This window comes from Polyangiaceae bacterium, from assembly GCA_020633235.1.
GTDB lineage: Bacteria > Myxococcota_A > Polyangia > Polyangiales > Polyangiaceae > JACKEA01.
In genome coordinates, this window is sequence record JACKEA010000007.1 from 368218 (window position 1) to 386275 (window position 18058).

The 18058-nt window shown below is 66.9% G+C and carries 14 protein-coding genes; 8 read left to right on the plus strand and 6 right to left on the minus strand.

From position 1 onward, the window contains the following. Nucleotides 1-71 precede the first annotated feature (71 nt). A complete protein-coding gene (locus H6717_34935) occupies nucleotides 72-677 on the plus strand; it encodes a response regulator (GenBank protein MCB9582283.1) in 606 nt (201 codons plus the stop codon). Here H6717_34935 and H6717_34940 read toward each other — a convergent pair. Then, nucleotides 599-1264 (minus strand): helix-turn-helix transcriptional regulator, encoded by a 666-nt coding sequence (locus H6717_34940; GenBank protein ID MCB9582284.1) that lies wholly within the window; start codon nucleotides 1262-1264, stop codon nucleotides 599-601. The two genes, H6717_34935 and H6717_34940, sit on opposite strands and share 79 nt — an antisense overlap. Nucleotides 1265-1373: 109 nt before the next feature. Between H6717_34940 and H6717_34945 the strand changes: the two genes are divergently transcribed. Next, complete coding sequence (locus H6717_34945) at nucleotides 1374-2318, plus strand: hypothetical protein (protein MCB9582285.1); 945 nt, start codon at nucleotides 1374-1376, stop codon at nucleotides 2316-2318. Between the two features lie 6 nt (nucleotides 2319-2324). Here H6717_34945 and H6717_34950 read toward each other — a convergent pair whose 3' ends face one another. The 3 genes from H6717_34950 to H6717_34960 all read right to left on the minus strand — a co-directional run bounded on the left by H6717_34950 (nucleotide 2325) and on the right by H6717_34960 (nucleotide 11071). Beyond that, nucleotides 2325-3068 (minus strand): hypothetical protein, encoded by a 744-nt coding sequence (locus H6717_34950; protein ID MCB9582286.1) that lies wholly within the window; start codon nucleotides 3066-3068, stop codon nucleotides 2325-2327. A 558-nt stretch (nucleotides 3069-3626) separates the two neighbouring features. Next, entirely contained in the window at nucleotides 3627-7382 is a 3756-nt protein-coding gene (locus H6717_34955; protein MCB9582287.1) for a hypothetical protein, read from the minus strand. Continuing rightward, nucleotides 7379-11071 carry a DUF3857 domain-containing protein gene (locus H6717_34960; protein MCB9582288.1) on the minus strand — a complete coding sequence of 1231 codons (3693 nt, stop codon included), beginning with the start codon at nucleotides 11069-11071 and terminating at the stop codon, nucleotides 7379-7381. Before H6717_34960 ends, H6717_34955 begins: the two co-directional genes overlap by 4 nt. 320 nt (nucleotides 11072-11391) lie before the next feature. On the opposite strand from H6717_34960, the gene H6717_34965 reads away from it, so the two are divergent. The 3 genes from H6717_34965 (at nucleotide 11392) to H6717_34975 (ending at nucleotide 13295) form a co-directional block, all read left to right on the plus strand. After that, nucleotides 11392-11874, plus strand: a complete 483-nt coding sequence (locus tag H6717_34965; protein MCB9582289.1) for a roadblock/LC7 domain-containing protein — start codon at nucleotides 11392-11394, stop codon at nucleotides 11872-11874. 12 nt (nucleotides 11875-11886) lie between these two features. Then, the gene (locus H6717_34970) at nucleotides 11887-12474 is read left to right on the plus strand and encodes a gliding-motility protein MglA (GenBank protein ID MCB9582290.1); all 588 of its coding nucleotides are present in this window, start codon (nucleotides 11887-11889) and stop codon (nucleotides 12472-12474) included. Between the two features lie 188 nt (nucleotides 12475-12662). After that, entirely contained in the window at nucleotides 12663-13295 is a 633-nt protein-coding gene (locus tag H6717_34975) for a hypothetical protein (protein ID MCB9582291.1), read from the plus strand. Here H6717_34975 and H6717_34980 read toward each other — a convergent pair. Together H6717_34980 and H6717_34985 are read right to left on the minus strand one after the other, a co-directional pair. Further along, entirely contained in the window at nucleotides 13292-14425 is a 1134-nt protein-coding gene (locus H6717_34980; protein MCB9582292.1) for a hypothetical protein, read from the minus strand. The genes H6717_34975 and H6717_34980 overlap by 4 nt on opposite strands. A 97-nt stretch (nucleotides 14426-14522) precedes the next feature. Continuing rightward, nucleotides 14523-15284, minus strand: a complete 762-nt coding sequence (locus tag H6717_34985) for a hypothetical protein (GenBank protein ID MCB9582293.1) — start codon at nucleotides 15282-15284, stop codon at nucleotides 14523-14525. Between the two features lie 396 nt (nucleotides 15285-15680). Here H6717_34985 and H6717_34990 point away from each other — a divergent pair, with 396 nt between their 5' ends. The 3 genes from H6717_34990 to H6717_35000 are packed head-to-tail and all read left to right on the plus strand — an operon-like array spanning nucleotide 15681 to nucleotide 18057. Then, entirely contained in the window at nucleotides 15681-16241 is a 561-nt protein-coding gene (locus tag H6717_34990; protein ID MCB9582294.1) for a hypothetical protein, read from the plus strand. A 30-nt stretch (nucleotides 16242-16271) separates the two neighbouring features. Further along, nucleotides 16272-16826: a TetR/AcrR family transcriptional regulator gene (locus H6717_34995; GenBank protein ID MCB9582295.1), complete on the plus strand. Its 555-nt coding sequence runs from the start codon at nucleotides 16272-16274 to the stop codon at nucleotides 16824-16826. 46 nt (nucleotides 16827-16872) lie between these two features. Then, on the plus strand, nucleotides 16873-18057 hold the full coding sequence (locus tag H6717_35000; GenBank protein ID MCB9582296.1) for a hypothetical protein: 1185 nt from the start codon (nucleotides 16873-16875) through the stop codon (nucleotides 18055-18057). The last annotated feature ends 1 nt before the right edge of the window (nucleotide 18058 follow it).

The window sequence follows — 18058 nt, forward strand, 5'->3', positions numbered from 1 at the left end:
CTCCGCCGAGGGCGCTGCGTTGGAGATCGGGTCGGGTTGTAGTTTGCTAGCCCCCGATGGGGGAGCCACGTGTGCTTCTGGTCGAGGACGACGACACGCTTCGCGGCGTCATCGCCATGCATCTGGAGCACGAAGGCATGCAGGTGCACTCCGTCGACGACGGCAACGCCGCGCTCTCGGCCTTTCGCGAGACCGCTCCGGACATTCTCGTCTTGGATGTGATGCTCCCCGGATTGTCCGGCTTGGAGGTAGCGGCTCGCGTTCGAGAAGAGACGCAGCCCTCTCCCGGAATCGTGATGATCACCGCGCTGGGCGGGGAAGACGACGTGGTGAATGGATTCCGTGCCGGCGCGGACGACTACGTCGTCAAACCGCTGCGCCCCCGCGAGCTGCGCTACGCGCCCGCGGAGGGAACCATCCGAGTGGAGACCGGTGTGGGGTCCGTTGCGTTCGTCGTGGTGGAGGACGACGGCCCCGGTGTGCCGGACGAAGAGCTCGAGAAGCTGGGCGAGCGCTTTCATCGTCCCGACCCCTCGCGCAGCCGGCGTCGGGGAGGGCACGGGCTGGGCCTGGCGATCGTGCTGGCCATCGCCCATCGTCACGGCGGTGCGGTGATCTTCGATCGGTCCGCGCTCGGCGGGCTGTGCGTGAGGGTCGAGCTTCCGCCCGCGGGTTGACGACTCAAGCTGTGGTTGGCGAGCAGCGAGGTCAGCTCGCCCCGAGAGCCGACGTCGAGCTTGGCGTAGATGCTGGCTATTTGGTTGGCGATGGTGCGTTGGGAGCGCCCGCGCCGGCGAGCGATCTCCAGGTTGCCCAGCCCGGCGAGGATATGGCGACAGATCAATTGCTCGGTGCGAGTGAGCGTCAGCGCCTCTGTACGCAGGGGAAAGCGGAGCACCATCTCGTCGGGCGCAGCTCGCGCTGCGCGGAGTCCGGCGGGTGGAAGGAGCGTCTGGCTCCCCGAAGCGAACAGCATCACGAGCTGTGCGCGGGTCCGGACGCCGAGCTTCTGCATGGCAGAGGCGAGGTGCTCGCTGGCCGTGGCCGGGGCAATGCCGAGCTCGAGGGCGATGAGCGTCACTCCGCGGCCGCGGGTAGCGCCGAGCACGACGGCGCACTCCCGCTTCGTCAGGGGAGGAGCCGTTGGATCGACCCGTCGAAGCAAGAGGCGGCGCTCGTCGGCTTCGTCCCAGTGCGTGACCAGGCGGGAGCTTCCGTCCAAGAGCCCGCGCCACCAAGCTTCGGCGTCCTTCGGCATGGCCACCGAGATCAGACATCGTCGCCGTGGTCGGGGTTGTTGCGATTCGGTTGCGATGGCCCACGACCGAAGGAATGCTCATGATCTCCATCGCGGCGTGGCCCACTCTCGCTGCATGGCTACATCACGAAGAGCATTTCGAACGCTGCTGATCGGGTCCGTCTCCTTCGCGCTCTTGGCGTGTGCAGTGGATACCGACCCGGGTGCTGGTGACGAGGTTACGGGGGAAACGGCGGAGGCGGTGCAAACCACGTGCTCCGTTCCCGTCTATGGCGGCGCCTACTGCCGCCAGGGAACCCAGATCTGTTCGGCCACCAGCTGCACGTGTCAGGCCACCTATCCGCCTGTGATGTGGGCGACCGGACCCGAGCGCTGCGAGCAGTCTCCCGCCCTCGACGACGACTGCGACGGCTTCATCGACGATGGCTGCCCCGTCGGCAACGAGCTCGTGCTGCAGTCGGCCACCCCGTTGGTCGGTGGACCGGGGGGCAACGGCTACGGAGTCCTGTGCCCCGCGGATAGCGTGATGACGGGATTCTACGGGGCCAACCAACACGGCGGTGTCATCAGCGGCCTCGACATCCGCTGCGCGCCGCTGGACCTGAACACCCTGGTGGCCGGGCAGCCGGGCTTTCCGCTTCACGCGGGTGGGACTGGCTGGGACAAGTGGTCCGAGAACGTGCCGTACTATCCCTTCATCATCTTCAAGACTACCGGGTTCGACATGGACTGCCCGACGGGTCAGGTGATGATCGGTCTCAAAGGGCGCAGCGGATCCTTGGTCGATAGCATCCGCCCGCAGTGCGGCGATCTTCACGTGACGAACGACAGTCAGCTCGCGGGAACCTACACCGTGGAGGGTACGTTCCGGGGTGAAGCATCGTTCTGGCCCAATCCGTTCTACCACTATCAGAACCCCGGGCCCGGAAACGGCGGCGGTGAGTTCTCTCTCAGCTGCGGGACGGACGGCGTCGTGCTCGGCATCTACGGTCGAGCCGGATCGCTGATCGACGCCATTGGCCTGTACTGCGGACGAGTTCGCGTGGTGGAAGACTGGTAGCGCGCGTCACAGGACGCGGAGCCGTGGGTCGCCCAGGCACAGCAGCGCGGGGGCGAGCTCGCTTGGGCCCACCGGGTCGCGGGCGAGGCGGCGGATGGTCTGTGGATGTACGCCGATGGCGCGTGCGTTCTCGTTGGTGACGCGCCAGCCCACGGTCCGGGCGAGGGTCACGAACACGCGACGTTTCAGGCTGATGGATGACCAGGGCGTGGCGGCGCGAACGGCCGCCGCCACGTCCGCGAGGGGAACGCGCGCAATGGCGGACGGCTGGGCCGGCACCGGAAGCGGCGTGCCCGCGACCGCGACCGTCGGATCTCCCGACACGTAGGCGTGCAGCCAACTCGGTACGTGCTCCGCGGGGTAGCCGAACCACGCCCCCAGGCGTTCGGCCGATACCCACGGGTCGATCTCCGCTCCAATCACGCCGCGGTGCGTGGAAAAGAACCACGCGAGGGGATCCTTGCACAAGAAATCACGACAGGGATTGAGGTGTACATAGCGGATGTCGCGCAACAGGTGCTTGTCATTCGGGTGCACCGCGGGCGGTGGGATGGGCGCCCACAGATTGCCCCCGCCCACGTGGCGCGAGTAGCCCGAGAGCACGGCTCCCAACCGGGACACTGCCGCCTTGGCGCTGAGCGCGGGCGTGATGACGTGCAGGTGGTCCGGAAGCAAGCATGCCGCCAGCGCGTGCGAGAAGCTCTGCCGCGTGCGGCGCCAAAGCCAGGCCGCATGCTCGCGCCGAGCCATGACGTCGTACCCGCGAACGGTGCTCGCAACGAGATGAACCAGCACCTCCCCCGTTCGCCCGTCCGCGCCTCGAGTTTCTCGGAGAGGGTCGAGAAAATGCTCACAATGGTGATCATTTTCCCGACATGGTCGACCATGCCCCCCGAGATGATCACGAATCTGAGCAGATAGTTGCCCTACATTTGGGGGTTGGGACGGCGCGCCCAAGGACATCGACGTCACCGTCCAACGTCGCGCACGGCACGCCGTCGCGGCGCGCGGTCCGACGAAACAACGTCGCGGAGAGACGTCGCGGCGCGAGGTAGTGCGTCGCGGAGAGACGTCGCGGCGCGAGGTCCTGCGTCGCGGAGAGGCGTCGCGGCGCGAGGTACTGCGTCGCGGAGAGACGTCGCGGCGCGAGGTAGTGCGTCGCGGAGAGGCGTCGCGGCGCGAGGTAGTGCGTCGCGGAGAGGCGTCGCGGCGCGAGGTAGTGCGTCGCGGAGAGACGTCGCGGCGCGAGGTAGTGCGTCGCGGAGAGGCGTCGCGGCGCGAGGTTCCGCGCCGGACCAACAGGATGCGTCAGCTGCCGAGGCGGATGCGCACGGTGGCGTTCAGGGCTTCGTCGGCCTTGCGCGCGAAGTCGACGAAGCGGGCGTACTCGTCGGGTTGCACGCGGCCGGCGGGGATGTCGATCACGCGATCGAGGATCAGCGTGCTGCCCTCCATGCGGTCGTTCACGCGGATCAGCTTGTTGCCGTCCTTCACGGTGGCCTTGTCGGCGCCGGCGACGCTGGCGCCGGCGGGGAGCTCGAGGCGCAGGCGCACCTCTTGGTGCGTGGTTTCGCCAATCAGCAGCGGAGTCTGACGCTTGGGCAAGGTCGCCAGCTGGCTCACGTGGGGTGAGAACGGCGGCGCGACGAGGAGCTCCGCACCGTTCGGCGGGGCGAAGTTCGACATGTCCGCGATCATGTGGAGAACGAGGGGCTTGTCGAGGTCGTCGCGCGCTTCCACTTCGTACTTCATCAGGCGAGCGCCACGTAGCGAGCGGCCCAGCAGGCGGGACTCCACCAGATCCCGGAGCTGACCTTCGGACAGCTGCGCCACCGCGCTGCGGACGGCCATGGCGTACTTGCCATAGAAGCGCTGCACCAGATCGATGCGCGCGCTGCCGTCCCGCGCCACCTTGAAGGTGCCTTCGTAGATGACGCTGTCCTCCGTGCCCGTCACCGGCGTGGTCACGCGCTTGGGCTTGTCGCCGGCGAGCACGTAGGCGGGCACGCCGCGAATCTCCACCGGCACGTAGCCGAAGGGCGCGTACTTGCTGCCCAAGGTGAGCCACACCGGGCCTTCGTCGGTGTCCAGGCGCAGGAGCGGCTCCGTGAACTGGGATGCGCGCTCCAGCGGGCCCACCGGCGGCGGCGCGAGCTGGTTCTTGGCAGCGGCGTACTCCACGTTCATGCCCAGCGCACGGCACAGCGCCATGAAGCCGCGCCAGCGATTGCCGTGCTTGCCCACCACCACGCGGCGGCCGTCGGTTTCGGGGCCGTCCTCCACGTTGGCCAACACCCAGCGGTACAAACGCTGGGCGCGCTTCTTTTCCGCCTTCTTGGGCAACGGCGAGACGATCTTCTTGGCGATGCGCACGATGCGCGGGTCCACCGGCGTGATGTCCTCCAGCGTGTCCGCCAGGCGCTGCACCCGCTGCTCCAGCGTGATGCCCCAACCCAGGCGTACGCTGGGGAGGAACTCCGTGATGGGTGCGGACCCGGGCTCCTGCGGCGCAGCCGGGCTCTCGTCCACGCGCCAGTCGTGCACCACCAGGCCGTCGAGCTTCTGCACCTTCGGCGGCGGTACCTGGCCGCGCGTCTCGATCACCAGCTGCTTGTCTTCCGGCGTGATGACCACGAACTCGCTGCGAGCGTAGGCGACGTTCTCCTCGCGGAAGAACCAATGGGGGCTCAGGTACTGGCGGCCGCCCTCGCTCTCGCTGGCCTTGGTGATGATGTGCTCAGTCTCGATGTAGTCGCCCACCTCGAGGTGCGGGAAGGTGACGGAGGGCTTGCCCGGAACCAGCTCCGGCTCGAGCACGTGACCGTCCTTCTTGATGACCCGCATGTGGAGCACGAGCCCGTCCGGCTTGACCTGCTCCGCCAGCTTGCTGATGGCCTCGGGGCTCTGGATGCGAACCACCTCGTGCTCCAGCATGCGACTCGAGCCGTCCGCGTGAACCCAGATGGCGGCGTAGTCCAGCACCCGCGCTGCGGTGCCGGGCAGGTGCTCGCCCTTCTTCTCGTAGTCCTTGATGATCTGGAGGGCATCGAGCCGGTAGGGCTCGAGCTGCGTCATGCCGTCGACCAGATCCAGGGCGTCTTCCAGACCCGAGGTGCCGGCTCCGTGGGCCACGGCATCGACCAACGCCTTGCGCAGCGCGTCCTTCTGACCGCCGGCGTAGCGGGCGTCCGCCAGCGCCAGGCGCGCCGGCCCGCTCTTGGGCTCCTTGTCGATGGCGGCTTCCAGCTTCTTCCAGCTCTCGCTGGCATTGCCTGCGCGCACCATGACGTCGAACACACGCTCCGCGATGTCCTTGCGCTCCGGGCGCCGTTCCCCGAGGCGCTTCAGCTCCGTGAGGGCGGTCTTGTAGTCCTCGCGCTCGAGGGCGCGGGAGAGCCGCACCTCGCTGTCGGGATCCAGCTTCATGATGCGGGCGACCAGATCGTCCGCTTTCGCCCGATCTCCCTGAGCGTCATATACGGACAGCGCCAGGGTGAGCGCCTCCACGTCCTCGGGGAAACGCACCGCGAGCTGCTTGGCGGTGTTTGCGTACTCCGCCGACCAGCCGAGCTCGCCGTACAGGCGCGACAGCGCCAGCAGCACGCCGGGGACCTGCGGGAACTCGTCCACCAGGCCCCGCACCGCCGTCACCGCGTCCGCCGGCCCCGCGCGCTCCGCCTTCCACAGCGCCAAAGACAGCGCGGCCTGCCACGCCTCGGGATCCTTCTTGACCGCGCGTTGGTGCAGCTCCCGCACCAGGTCCTTCACCTGCGTGCGGTCGAACAGCGGATCCTTGTCGGCGAAGGTGGCGGACGCCACCAGTACCGGCCCCGTCGCCTTGGACATGTCCTTCAACAGCGGTTCCGAAAGCACCGACGCGACGTCGCCCTGTCCCTCGATGTAGGCCAGGCTCGCCGCCAGGTAGCGAAGCAGATCGCTCTTTGGATCCACGACGTTGCCACGCTTGATGTAGCGGCCCAGCACGTTCGGGTTCTTGGTGACCCGTGGCGGGACGATGCTGTACGGCGGTGCGGCGTCCACGCTGCTCTTCGCGCCGAAGGGCGCGCCGTCGTTGCTCACCACGCGGATGGACGTCTGCGGGTTGGCGAGGCGCGCCAAGATGCGGTGGCGCCCCGCGGGCAGCCACACCTGCACGCCGAACTCGGGCCACACGCCCCACTTGCGCGGATCGCGATCGAGCACCTGGGTGTCGTCGACCCACAGAGCGAAGGCGCCCTGAGCGGCGATGATCACCTCTCGCGGCGTGTCGAGCTCGAGGAAGGACTCGCCGTAGTAGATACCCGCCGGGGTGCTCTCGTCGGCGTGCACGAAACAGCCCTCCTGCTTGCTCTTGAGCAGGTGGGGCGTCTCGCCGGTGAGCTCGTTCGGCTTCCAGCGAGTGGGCCAAGGTCCGGGTTGCTCCGCCGGGAAGTGACGATAGGTGTCCGGCGCCACGCCGCGGCCGAAGGGGCCGGCCAGGCGCACGTTGGCCAAGCAGCCCGACTGCTTGGCGGCGGCTTCGTCGACCTTGCGGCGCGCGGCGGAGTACGCCTCGTCCGCCCACCACTCCGTGAGCTCACTGCGGGCGCGCCAGCCCAGGTGCATGGGCTCGCGCATGGCGTCTTCCACGAACGGCCTCCAACGCTTCCACAGATCCGGCGCGTTGTGCCGCAGCGCCACCGCCTGGTGCGCGGCGTACCAAGCGATGAGCTCCGCGTCGTCGCTGTCCGCCGCGCGGGCCGCGCGCACCGCTTCCAGGAAGTGGTCCGGTGCCGTCGCCAGCCGCCCGTGTACGGCGTCGTCCAGGCCGCGAGCGAGGGACGCGTACAGCGACTTGTCCGACAGCTCGTCCAGGTGCTTGCGCGCCTTCTTGGCGCTGCGCGCGTCCCCTCCCGGCGACAACATTTCCGCCAATAGCCAGCGGCCCACGAGATCGGCGTCGTCGGATTCGCGCGCGTCTTCTCGGAGGGACGAGAGCATGGTGGGCGCGCCTTTCGCGCCGCTGCCTCCACAGCCGCCGACGACCAGCGCCAGCAGCAGGACGATCCACAGTGCGCGCTTCACGGCCCCACCGTGACTCGCGGAGTCAGTGCGCTGTCCGCGTCCGCGCAGAACTTCTTCCATGCTGCGTAGTCCTTGGGGTGAATGCGCATCACCTTGACTGCGAGGCGGCTCTTCACCGTGATTTGCCCCGGCTCTTCGCTGACCTTCACGCTGAAGCTACCGAAGGGGGTGTCCACGTTCTTCTCGGGCGGCGCGCTGGTGAGCTTCATGCCCGCGGGCAGCTTCAGCACGAAGGTGTCTTCCTGGGTGGAAAAGCCCTGGACGACCACGTCCTGCGTGCGGCTGGACAGCGACGCGTAGCTGGGCGTCAGGCGGGTGCTGACGGTGGCCGCGATGCTGAGCTGCTTGCCCTCGCGCCGAGCGAAGCCGGGGGCGCTGCCGCGCAGGGTGAGGCTCACCGGCTGCTCGATGTTCTCGAGATCGCTGGTGGTGATGCCGGCGGTGCCGGGCAGGATGTTGAAGCCCGGGAACTCGCGGCCGATGTCACCGTTCACGCGCTCTCGGCGCGTGGCTTCGGCGTGGTAGCGGCGCCGCCACTCCGACGCATTCACGCCCTTCGTGTGGTACTCCATTTCGAGCTTCGCATTGCCGCCGCTCTCCACGTTGGCGACGACTTTGCGCTCGGTGACGTTCTTGGTCGGGTCCGCCACCGGCAAGTGCACGAGCTTCGCGTCACCGCGGTTGATACGCAGGCCCAGGGCGCCCATGTCCATCATGGGTAGCTCGGTGGAGCCGGTGTATTCCGCGGTGCCGTCCAGATACAGATCCATGCTCGGCACGTACACGATGGCGTGATCGAACGGGGCCAGGCTCGCGACCTTGGAGTCGAAATCGCCGCGCATTTGCGTGCGCAAGATCACGATGGTGGAGGGGATGCCGACCTCCTCCAGAAGCGTCGCGATCACCGTGGCTTTGTCTTTGCAGTCACCCCAACCGCGGGCCACCGTCTGCACGCAGCGTCGCGGCTTGTAGCCGTAGATGCCGAACTCCAGCGCCACGTAGCGCGTGTTCTCCACCACCCAGTCGTAGACGGCCTTCACCTTGTCGGCGTCGGTCTTCTTGCCCTTGGTGATCTCGCGGGCGAGCTTGCGCGTCTCGTCGTCCAGGTCGAACTGATCCTTGACCAGACCCCAGTACCACTTCCCCAGCTCCTGCCAGGACTTGTAGGTGGACACGTGCACGTAGCCGAGCACCTCGGGCCAGGGCGGCATCGCGGGTTCGGAGCTGGCCGGTGGCACGTACTTGGAGAAGAAGCGGTAGATGCGCTGAGAGCCGGCTTCCTTCACCTCGCGCTTGAGGTTGGGCACCTTCTCGTCCACGTACAGGGTGCGGCTCTTGGGCGTGATGAGCACGTACTCCGCGTTCTGCGTGGGCTCGTCCGACTGCATGTACACGACCTCGCCGAAGTAGTCCGCGAGCTCGTTGTTGGGCGTGATGTCGTCGATGCGGTAGCGCAGCTCCACCACGTCTCCGGGATCCAGCCGCGGCAGCTGCACGTAGAAGTTCCGCGCCGAGGTGTACATGCTGATGGCGGGGTTGTCGGCGGCGCCTTCGCCCGACTCGATGGCTTCGTCCACCTTGCCGTCGCCGCGAAACACGCGCGCGCCACGGAGCTGCACCACTTCGCGGTCCGCCTGGTACTGGAACGCATACTGCCGCGCCACGGCCGCGGCGGCATCCGTGAGCGGCTGGAACACGACCTGTCGGAACTTGCTCGAGAGCCCGTTCTCGAACACCGTGGTCACCGTCAAGTCGCGCAGCACGCGCTTGGTCTCGCCGTTCTTGGGGGCATGGCGGAGCCTGAGGAAGCGCTTCTGGTTCCAGGCGTAGGCTTCGTCCGGCCGCGGCTTCGACGGCTGGATGTGCTCCACGTACTCCCGCACGTCCTTGTCCTGCGGACGGATCTTCAAGATGTTCCGCAGCAGACTGAGCTGTTCGTCGCGCTTGCCGAGCTCGCCGTACAGGTCGGCCAGCGCGCGCAACGTGCCCACGTCCTCCGGGGCGAGGTTCAGCGCCTCACGGTAGGCGGCAATGGAGCGGTCCGGCTGCCCCAAGGCGCGGTACGCCCGCGCGGCCACGCCGTGGGCCCACTGGCTGTCGGGGTCCGCCGCGAGCAGCCGCGAAACCCAGCGTTCCGCGGCCTGCTTGTTGCGGCGTGCCACCGCCAGATCGATCTGCGCGTTCAAAAAGGTGCGATCATCGAAGCGCAGCGAAGCGTAGCGGTCCTCCGCCACCGCGGCTTCGGTGTCCCGCCCCAGCGCCCGCAGCTGCGTGGCCAGCATGTTCAGCAGGTTCACCGAGCGCGGGTTGCGATCCACTGCACGCTCCAGCGCCGCCAGCGCGGTGCGCTTCAGCCCCGCGTCGTTGTTCAGCTGCACGCGAGCTTGCATCGCGTCCACGTTGTCGGGGTCGATGGCCAGCGCGCGATCGAGATAGGGAACGGCGGCGCGCCAGTTCGGGCTGGACAGCTCCAGGTCCGCCTGGGCCAAGAGCACGTCCACGTTGGGACGACCGCTCTTCTTCGCCAGGGCCACGGCCTTGTCCACCCACTCCTTGCGCTGGTTCTTGTCCTCCGCCAGATCCCCGGCCAAGAGCAAGCGCTCCACGGTGGGCTCGCGCTCGGCGGCGCGTCGCGCCAGGTCGCGCGCGTCGTGGTCCGCCGGGTCGTCCCCGCCGGTGTTCACCAAGTAGTCCGCGTAGGCGTACAACTGCGAAGGGGTCGCGTTCTTCTGCCGAGCGCTTTGCTCCAGGCTCTGCATCGGCCCTTCCAGCTTGGCCCGCGGCGGCGCCGCCTTCTTCTTGACGAGCTCCGCCACGTGCTTGGCCGCGGCCTCGCTGGCTGCGATGGTCGCCGTGACCTCCAGGTTCGGGTCCGGTGCGCCGCGCTCGTCTCCGATGCGCACGCTCACCAGCGGCGCCGCGTCGTCTCCGCACACCTTCAGCGTCAGGTCGTTTTCCCCTGGCTCCAGCGTCACTGCCGTCGCAAAGCGATCTGCATCGTGGGCGCGGTAGCCAGGATCCGTGAGCACTTGCTTGCCGTTCCAGAACAAGCGAAAGGCGCCGCCGTTGCCGACCCACAAGCTGATGGCGCGCGGCGTGCGGCTGCCCTTCTTCGCGTGCACGAAGGTCCGAAGCACGCCGCAGATCTTCCGATCCGGTCGCAACAGCGAGCTCAAGTCTACCCAACCGTAGGGAAACGCCTTGGGCACCACGCGCCAGCGCACCGGTCGCTCCTTGCCGGAGTAGGCGCGGCCCGGAACGATGGGTTGGGTCAGCTCGGCTTCGGGTCCCTGGTCTTCCGCCAGCCCCTGCTTTCCTTCGTTGTCGAAGGGGCCGACCACCAGCCACTGGTCGATGTAACCCAGCGCCGCGATCTTCTTCTTCGCGCCGGCCAAGTCACCGCGCCGCGTGCGCGCGTGGGCAGCGAGCCAGCCGGCGTACGCCCGAGCGGGGGGCGACAGCTTGGGGGAGCTCTCTGCCAGCAGCAGGGCTTCCTCCACGTGTGTCGGATCGGCTCGGTCCCAAGTGCTCCAGATGGCACGCAGCGCTGCGTAGGCTTCGGCGCCGCGTGCCGTGTCGAGCTTCCGTTGGGCCAGAACCAGGTCCGGATGGAACGGGGACGAGGATGCTCCGGCGTGGGCAGCCACGCTCACGAGCACGCAAATCAGCGCGAGTAGAAGTCGTTTCACGGGCCCGACCTGCTTAGCTGGATGGCCGAGGTCCGGCAAGCGCGCCGGCTCCCCCAACGTGGGGTGCTTCCCGCCGGCCGGGAGCCAGCCCGAATCCAACCTTTTCGCCGCTCTCGAGGCTTTTTCCTGAACCCCGCGCTTGCTGGGCCGGGAGGGGTCATATAGAAGGGTGAGACACTAGGAGCTCGCCCCTCGGGGCCCGGTGACGACGCGCGTCACCGTCGCCGGCGGGGGTCATCTCGGGTCTCTCAAACAGGGGCTCGCGGTGGTCGGTATCCCGAAATACGGGCGCTGCCGAGGTCGAGCTCGCGGAGGTTCGCATGGTCAACCCGCAGATGGTGATGTACGAGGAGGAGTTCAACCAGATCCAGGCGGTCGTGGACCGTTTGGTGAAGGAAGCGAACGCCAAGGTCGTCTTCATCGTCGACAAGAATGGTCAGCTCATCGCCGCCAGCGGTGACATAGACAATCTGGACACCACGTCCTTGGCTTCTCTCACGGCGGGCAACATTGCCGCCACGGGCGGTATCGCCAAGCTGCTCCGTGAGAACGAGTTCGCCGCTCAGTTCCACGAGGGGCAGAACGCGAACATTCACATCCAGCTCGTGGGCAACCGCGTGATTCTGGTCGTGATCTTCGACGCCAAGTCGAGCCTCGGGCTGGTTCGGCTCCGCGTACGCAAAGCCACTGACGAGCTCAATCGCATCTTCGAGGCTCTGCTCTCCAAGGTTCAAGAACCTGGGTCAGACTCTCCGTTTGCCGAGATCACCGACGAGGACATCGACAACCTCTTCAACGACTAAAGGTCTCGGGCGATGAGCTTCATCAACTACATGGCCCGAGAGATCAACTGCAAGATCGTCTACTACGGGCCTGGCCTCTGCGGGAAAACGACGAACCTGCAGTACATCTACGAGCGCACGAATCCCGACGCCAAGGGCAAGATGATCAGCCTGGCAACGGAGACCGAGCGAACGCTCTTCTTCGACTTCTTGCCACTCTCACTGGGGGAAATTCGCGGGTTCAAGACCCGCTTTCATTTGTATACGGTCCCCGGTCAGGTCTTCTACGACGCCAGCCGCAAGCTCATCCTCAAGGGCGTGGATGGCGTCATCTTCGTGGCGGACTCTCAGATCGAGCGTCTAGAAGCGAATCAAGAGAGCATGGAGAACCTGCGCACCAACTTGGCGGAGCAGGGCTACTCCCTCGAGAAGATCCCGTTCGTGATTCAGTACAACAAGCGTGACCTTCCCAACACCGTACCGGTGGAAGAGTTGCGTGAGCTGTTGAACCCGATGCGCGTCCCTGACTACGAGGCGAATGCGCGCGCCGGGAATGGCGTTTTCGACACCCTCAAGGCCGTGAGCAAGCTGGTGCTCACGGAGCTCCGCCGCGGCGGTTGAGCTGAGGGCGCCCGCTGCCCGGAGTGGCAGCCGGATTTCTTGATTGTCGGTTCGCCGCGGTAACGTCGCGGCTTGACGGCGCGGCTGGGTGTGCTCCCCTCCGCGGCATGACGCATCCCCCCGTCGAGCCGCACGGTCCCGTCCAAGAACTTCTCGACGGCGTCTTCTGGGTACGAGGATCGGTACGGATGGGTCCGGGAGTCCGCATTCCGCGCCTCATGGTCATCGTGCGTTCCGGCTCCGACCTGACGTTGATCTCGTCCCTGCGGCTCTCGTCACAGGGCGAAGCGGAGCTCGAGCGCCTGGGCACGGTGAAGCACGTCGTGAAGATCGGGTACGCCCACGGCATGGACGACGCCTACAACCTGCAGCGCTTCGGCGCACAGTACTGGGCGCTTCCGGGCGGAGCCCGCGCGAAGGATCCGAAGCCGGAGCAAGAGCTGACGCCGGACCACTTGCCCTTCGACGACGCGGAGTTGTTCGTCTTCGAGCAAACCCTGCAAAAGGAAGCGGCCCTCCTGGTGAAGCGCGCTGGCGGCATCTTGATCACCTGCGACGCCGTCCAGAACTGGCCGAGCACCGAGGGTTGCAGCTTGATGGCGAAGCCCATCACGCACCTGATGGGCTTCACCGCGCGGCCGGCGCAGATCGGTCCGCCCTGGCGCAAGGGCATGACGCCGCCGGGCGGCTCCCTCCGCGCGGACTTCGAACGCCTCGCCGCCCTCGACTTCAAGCACCTGATTGGCGGCCACGGCGCGCCGCTGCGCGATACGGCGAAGGCGGATCTACAGAAGACGGTCGAAGCGACGTTCGCCTCTTAACACTGCGACGGGTTGTCGCAGACGCCGGTCCGCGGGGTGGCGCTGTCTTTGCCGATGCCGCACCACTCGGGCATGTCCGCGGGCAGGCCGCCGGAGTACGGCGACTCTCCCGGCGCGAGCCAGTACGGGTGGTCGAGCACGAAGTCCCACAGGCCCTTGTACTTGGAGTAACCCGCGGGCCCCGCGAAGGGCGGCTCCGAGTGACCACAGTTGTGCACGCACTCCACGAAGAAGTGTCCGTCCTTGATCAGCTCGTCTTCCAGGGTGTGGGAGATGTCCTCGAACTTGAGCAGGCCCGCGCAGTTGTCCGTGGGGCCGCCCCAGAGCACGATGCCGGGCAGCTTGTGGGGCGCGCTCTTCCACGGTCGGATCACGCCGCCCACGCCGCCGGAGAGCGAGATGAACGACGATAGATGCGTGCTCCGCTCGTGGGCGAGGATGTCCGTCCACAGCGCGCCCGCGCTCACGCCCACGCTGGAGACGCAGGACTCGTTCACCGTGAGCTCGCTTCCGACGCAGGCGAGCATGTCGTCGAAGAACGCGAGCTCTTCGTCCACGCGGGCTTGCGACTGGACGCCTTCCACCGGCCAGGTGAAGAGCACGTCGCCCTTCTTCTCCGGCAGCACCGCGACGAAGCGCTGGGTGTCGACCGCGGCTTGGATCTCGCCCTTGTCGTAGAAGCCTTGGGCGTCCCCGCCGAGCCAGTGCCACAGGAAGACCACCGGAAAGACTTCGCCGGGCTTTGGGTCAGCCGGGAGCGCGAGCATGAATTTGCGGTCGTTGCCCGAGCTTTGAATGGTGTTGCTCCCCGCGACGAGAGCCGGGCACGTGCCGGCGTAGGACGGGAGCGGATCCGGCTGGGCCGCACCGGGCGGGGGTGTCGCGCCGCAGCCGGCCACGCCGCTGAAGGGCGCACCGCCGGACCCTGCGGCCGCGCCGCTGCCTGCGACGCCGCCAGTGTTCGCGCCGCCGGCTCCGCCGCTCCCCGCGTCCGTCCCGGCCGTCGCGCCGCTGCCGGCCGTGCCGGCGGTACCACCGCTCTCCGGGCTTTCGTCCGAGCTACCGCCACACGCCGCCGCCGTTGCCAGCGGCGCCAACAGCAACAGTGCCGCCCACTCGTGCATCCCCATGCGCTCAGTCTACGCCGCGCGCCGCTCGCGGACCACGACGCTTCCGCGGCGCACCGACCAACTTGCCTGTGTCAGTGGAGGCTTGCAGCCCTGGCGGCTAGAGCCCAGCACCCCCGACCTTGGGCGGCGGATCGAGGGGCCACTTCGTATATACGATCTCGAGGATCGCCTTACCTTCCCCGGTCGGCGTGATCCCGAGCTCGATACGCTCACCGCTGTCCCACCACCAAGATGAGTGAAGCTTGGCCCGCTCGTCCGCGAGACACGCGTCGAGCGTCTCCGTGGTGCACTCGTCAGGAACGTCTTCACTGGTTTCCTGCGCCTGCTTGTACTTGCCGGAGAGCGCATCACGAGCTTGCACATACACGTCTTTCCAAGAGGCGGACGGCAGCTTGGAATCAGACAGGATCTTGATCTCGCAAAGGCGCCCGTCACAGAAACGCACTTCGCTACGTGCGGTGATTCCCACGCCGGCAGGAGTTCCGCTGCACGAGTACGTAGTCTGCTTCACCGGATTCCACTCCAAGGAAGCATCCGTGCAAGTCCTCTGCGACTTCTCCAGCATTTCTCCGTAGACGAAGCCCGCGGCGCCCGGCGGACGGGGACGCTCGTTAGGGTTGGCGTCGGCCTTCTCTGGCTTCGCGTCCTGGGCGGAAGGCGGCTGATCTTCCTTCCACACGATGCAGGCTGCCTTGATGCCTTCGAGCGTGCCGGTGCTGTATTGCCCTCCAACGACCACCGAGTTGTCCCCTGTGACGACGATTCCGTCGCACCCGCGCTTGCCCGCCTCCTTGCGCAGAGCGTTCAGGATGTCTGGCATCTCGTCCGCGGAGTATTCGCGCTTTCGAGCGAATAGCATTCCCACCTCTACGTAGGGCCGGTCCGGCAGACCAGACGAGAACACGGCCACCTCTGTAACGCTCCGAGGAAACATCGGCCGTGGAGGCGCGTTCGTTTCGGAGTACTGCACCTTGGTTCCACAGCCTGAAACAGCCACGACCACAAAGACGGTCGCGGCCGACCACCAAGTTCTCATTGCCACCACCTATTCACCCCCCAATGCAGCCGGAGCATACGAAACAGGAAGGGGCTTGGGCAAGCGGAACGAATCTCCTTAGCTGACGCCTGTCGTCCATGTCGCACCCACTGGCGGGGCACCACGACGCTTCCGCGCCGCACCGACAAACAAATGGGCATGGTGGTGAAGTGTTTCAGTCGTGGCGGTGGTCGACGCGTCGTGCCAGCATCGCGCACCATGGATCTTTCCGATCTGCCCTTCGAGCTCGATACCATCGTGAACGCGCGGGAGCCGCTGCTTCGCGTGGGCATGGACGCCGACAAGCGGCCGAACCGAGCGCAAGCTGCGGCGCGGGTGCTCGCCCCTCCGGAGCGGGTGTGGCAGGTGGTGTCCGACGTGGAGCGCTACGCCGGGCGCGTACCGATGATGGACAAGGTCACGCTGCGGGACGAGATGGCCACGGTGGGGCTCAAGTTCCGCATCGCCGTGTTCTCCGCGAAGTTCTCGTTCAAGGCGCGGGCGCGCAGTGAGGCGGGGCGCATGCTGGAGCTGTCGCACGTGGAAGGCGAGCCGCGGGACTTGGTGCTGCGCTTCGACGTCTTGCCGGTGGAGGATCCGGCGCAAAGCGTGCTGGTTGCGGGCATCGGCTTCGACATTTCTTCGTTGGGTTGGCTGGTGAAGTTCTTTTTGAAGCATCACCCGGAGATCCAGTACGGCGTGTTTCCCGGCAGTGCGCTGACGCTGGTGGACACGCTGCGGCGCGAGGCCGAGCTGGCATTCGTGCCCGGCTCGGCATAGATCCACAGCGTGGCGCGGCCTTCCAGTGACGTGCGCGAACGGATCGTGAGTGCGGCGCATCAGCTGCTGCGGGAGAACGGCGTGCGCGCGGTGGTGCAGGTGCGCGTGGCGGAGGCCGCGGGCGTGCCGCAAGGGCACCTCACCTACTACTTTCCGAAGAAGAGCGACTTGCTCGTGGCGGTGGCCCAGCGCTTTCGGGAGGACACGGTGCGCAGCGTGGCCAAACTGTTGGAGAGCCTCGAGCCGGATCTACGAACGCGATTGCTCGCAGTGGTGGAGCTGATGGCCGCAGATCGCACGCGGACGCGAGCCTTGCTCGGATTGACCATCGAAGCGGACGCACATCCGGAGCTGCGCGCCGAGCTCGAAGAGGGTGCTGCCAGGGTGCGACGCTTCTTGACCGCCATCCTGGGGAAGAGTCAGCCGGACGCCGACGTGGACGTAGTGCTGGCGCTGTTCTGGGGGTTCGGGGTGGAGCGGCTGGTGCTCGGAGAGACACAAACGGAGGAGCAGGGCCGAGAAGCGTTGGCTCGCGTGGGCGAGGTGTTGGCCCGGCATTTCGGCTGGGAAACGGCTTCGAGTTGACGCCAATCCTGTTCTTGGTAGAAATACCAATAACGGGAGGCGAGAGATGCGGCGAGCGGTTTTCCTGGGGTTTGTGCTGCTTTCGGGCTGTGGCAGTGATCCGGCGACGGAGCCGCCGGTTCAGCAGCAGGACGATGCGCTGTCGTTCCACTTCGAAGCCGACGTGGGCGCCGGGCAGGAGGTGCTGCGCTGCGCGTTCATCCAGATGCCGGCGGATCGCGGCGCCATGCACGTGGGCAGCATCGATCACGTGTACACCGCGGGTAGCCACCACTTCCTGGTGTACCGCACGGGACTGTCGAGCATTCCAAAGGGTGCTCCCACGGCGCTGACGGACTGCGACGAAACGGGATGGATGTCCAAGGTGCGTGGCGTGGCCTACGCGGCACAGGATCCGAAAGGACAGTTCTTGCTGCCCGACGGCGTGGCTCAGAGCTTCGATCCGAATGAAGTGCTCCTGGTGCAAGCCCACTACTTGAACGGCTCCGCTCAGGACCTGCACGCCACCATCGATTTTTCGATGCATCTTCTCGATGCAGACAAGCCGGTGACCGAAGCGGGCGTGCTTTTCTTCTTCAATCCCGCCATCTACATCGATCCCCAGGCGGCGAGCACGGCAGAGCTGACCTGCCCCGTACCGACGGACGTGCATCTGGCCTTTGCTGCTTCCCACATGCACAAGCGGGCCGTCGGCTTCCGCGCGGAATCTTCCGACGCCGCCGTCTCCTCTGCCCTCGGTCCGCTGTACGAGACCGACAACTGGGAAGAGCCCGTGCCGCGGGTGTTCACTCAGGAGCCCCCCGCGCTGCTGCCCGCCGGCAGCTCCATCAAGTACCACTGCGACTACCAAAATCCCGACACCTTCGGCGTAGCGGCTGGGCCGAGCGCCGACACCGACGAGATGTGCATGTTCGTCGCGATGTACTGGCCTCGAGCTTCGGAAGACGTCGAGTTCTGCCGGGACGGCCTGGTCACCGGAACGGGAACCGCATCCGGTGCCGAGACCCTCGGCTGCATCACGAGCTGCGCGGGACAGAGCGCGGAGTGCCGCGGCAAGTGTCTGACGGACGCCTGTCCCAACGTTCCCATGAAGCTCGCACCCTTTGCCCAGTGCATCTCCGACAACTGTCCGGCGTGCGCACAGGACTCGAAGTCCACCGACTGCACGTCCTGCGTGGCGGCGTCCTGTGCCTCGGCCTACAAGGACCTCACCTCCGCGACCTGCAACTGAG

What these genes read in the sequence shown, in the direction of transcription:
- H6717_34945 (MCB9582285.1), top strand. Translation starts at nt 1,374, where the DNA reads ATGGCTACATCACGAAGAGCATTTCGAACGCTGCTGATCGGGTCCGTC.
- H6717_34950 (MCB9582286.1), bottom strand. Translation starts at nt 3,068, where the DNA reads ATGGCTCGGCGCGAGCATGCGGCCTGGCTTTGGCGCCGCACGCGGCAG.
- H6717_34965 (MCB9582289.1), top strand. Translation starts at nt 11,392, where the DNA reads ATGGTCAACCCGCAGATGGTGATGTACGAGGAGGAGTTCAACCAGATC.
- H6717_34970 (MCB9582290.1), top strand. Translation starts at nt 11,887, where the DNA reads ATGAGCTTCATCAACTACATGGCCCGAGAGATCAACTGCAAGATCGTC.
- H6717_34975 (MCB9582291.1), top strand. Translation starts at nt 12,663, where the DNA reads ATGGGTCCGGGAGTCCGCATTCCGCGCCTCATGGTCATCGTGCGTTCC.
- H6717_34980 (MCB9582292.1), bottom strand. Translation starts at nt 14,425, where the DNA reads ATGGGGATGCACGAGTGGGCGGCACTGTTGCTGTTGGCGCCGCTGGCA.
- H6717_34985 (MCB9582293.1), bottom strand. Translation starts at nt 15,284, where the DNA reads ATGCTATTCGCTCGAAAGCGCGAATACTCCGCGGACGAGATGCCAGAC.
- H6717_34990 (MCB9582294.1), top strand. Translation starts at nt 15,681, where the DNA reads ATGGATCTTTCCGATCTGCCCTTCGAGCTCGATACCATCGTGAACGCG.
- H6717_35000 (MCB9582296.1), top strand. Translation starts at nt 16,873, where the DNA reads ATGCGGCGAGCGGTTTTCCTGGGGTTTGTGCTGCTTTCGGGCTGTGGC.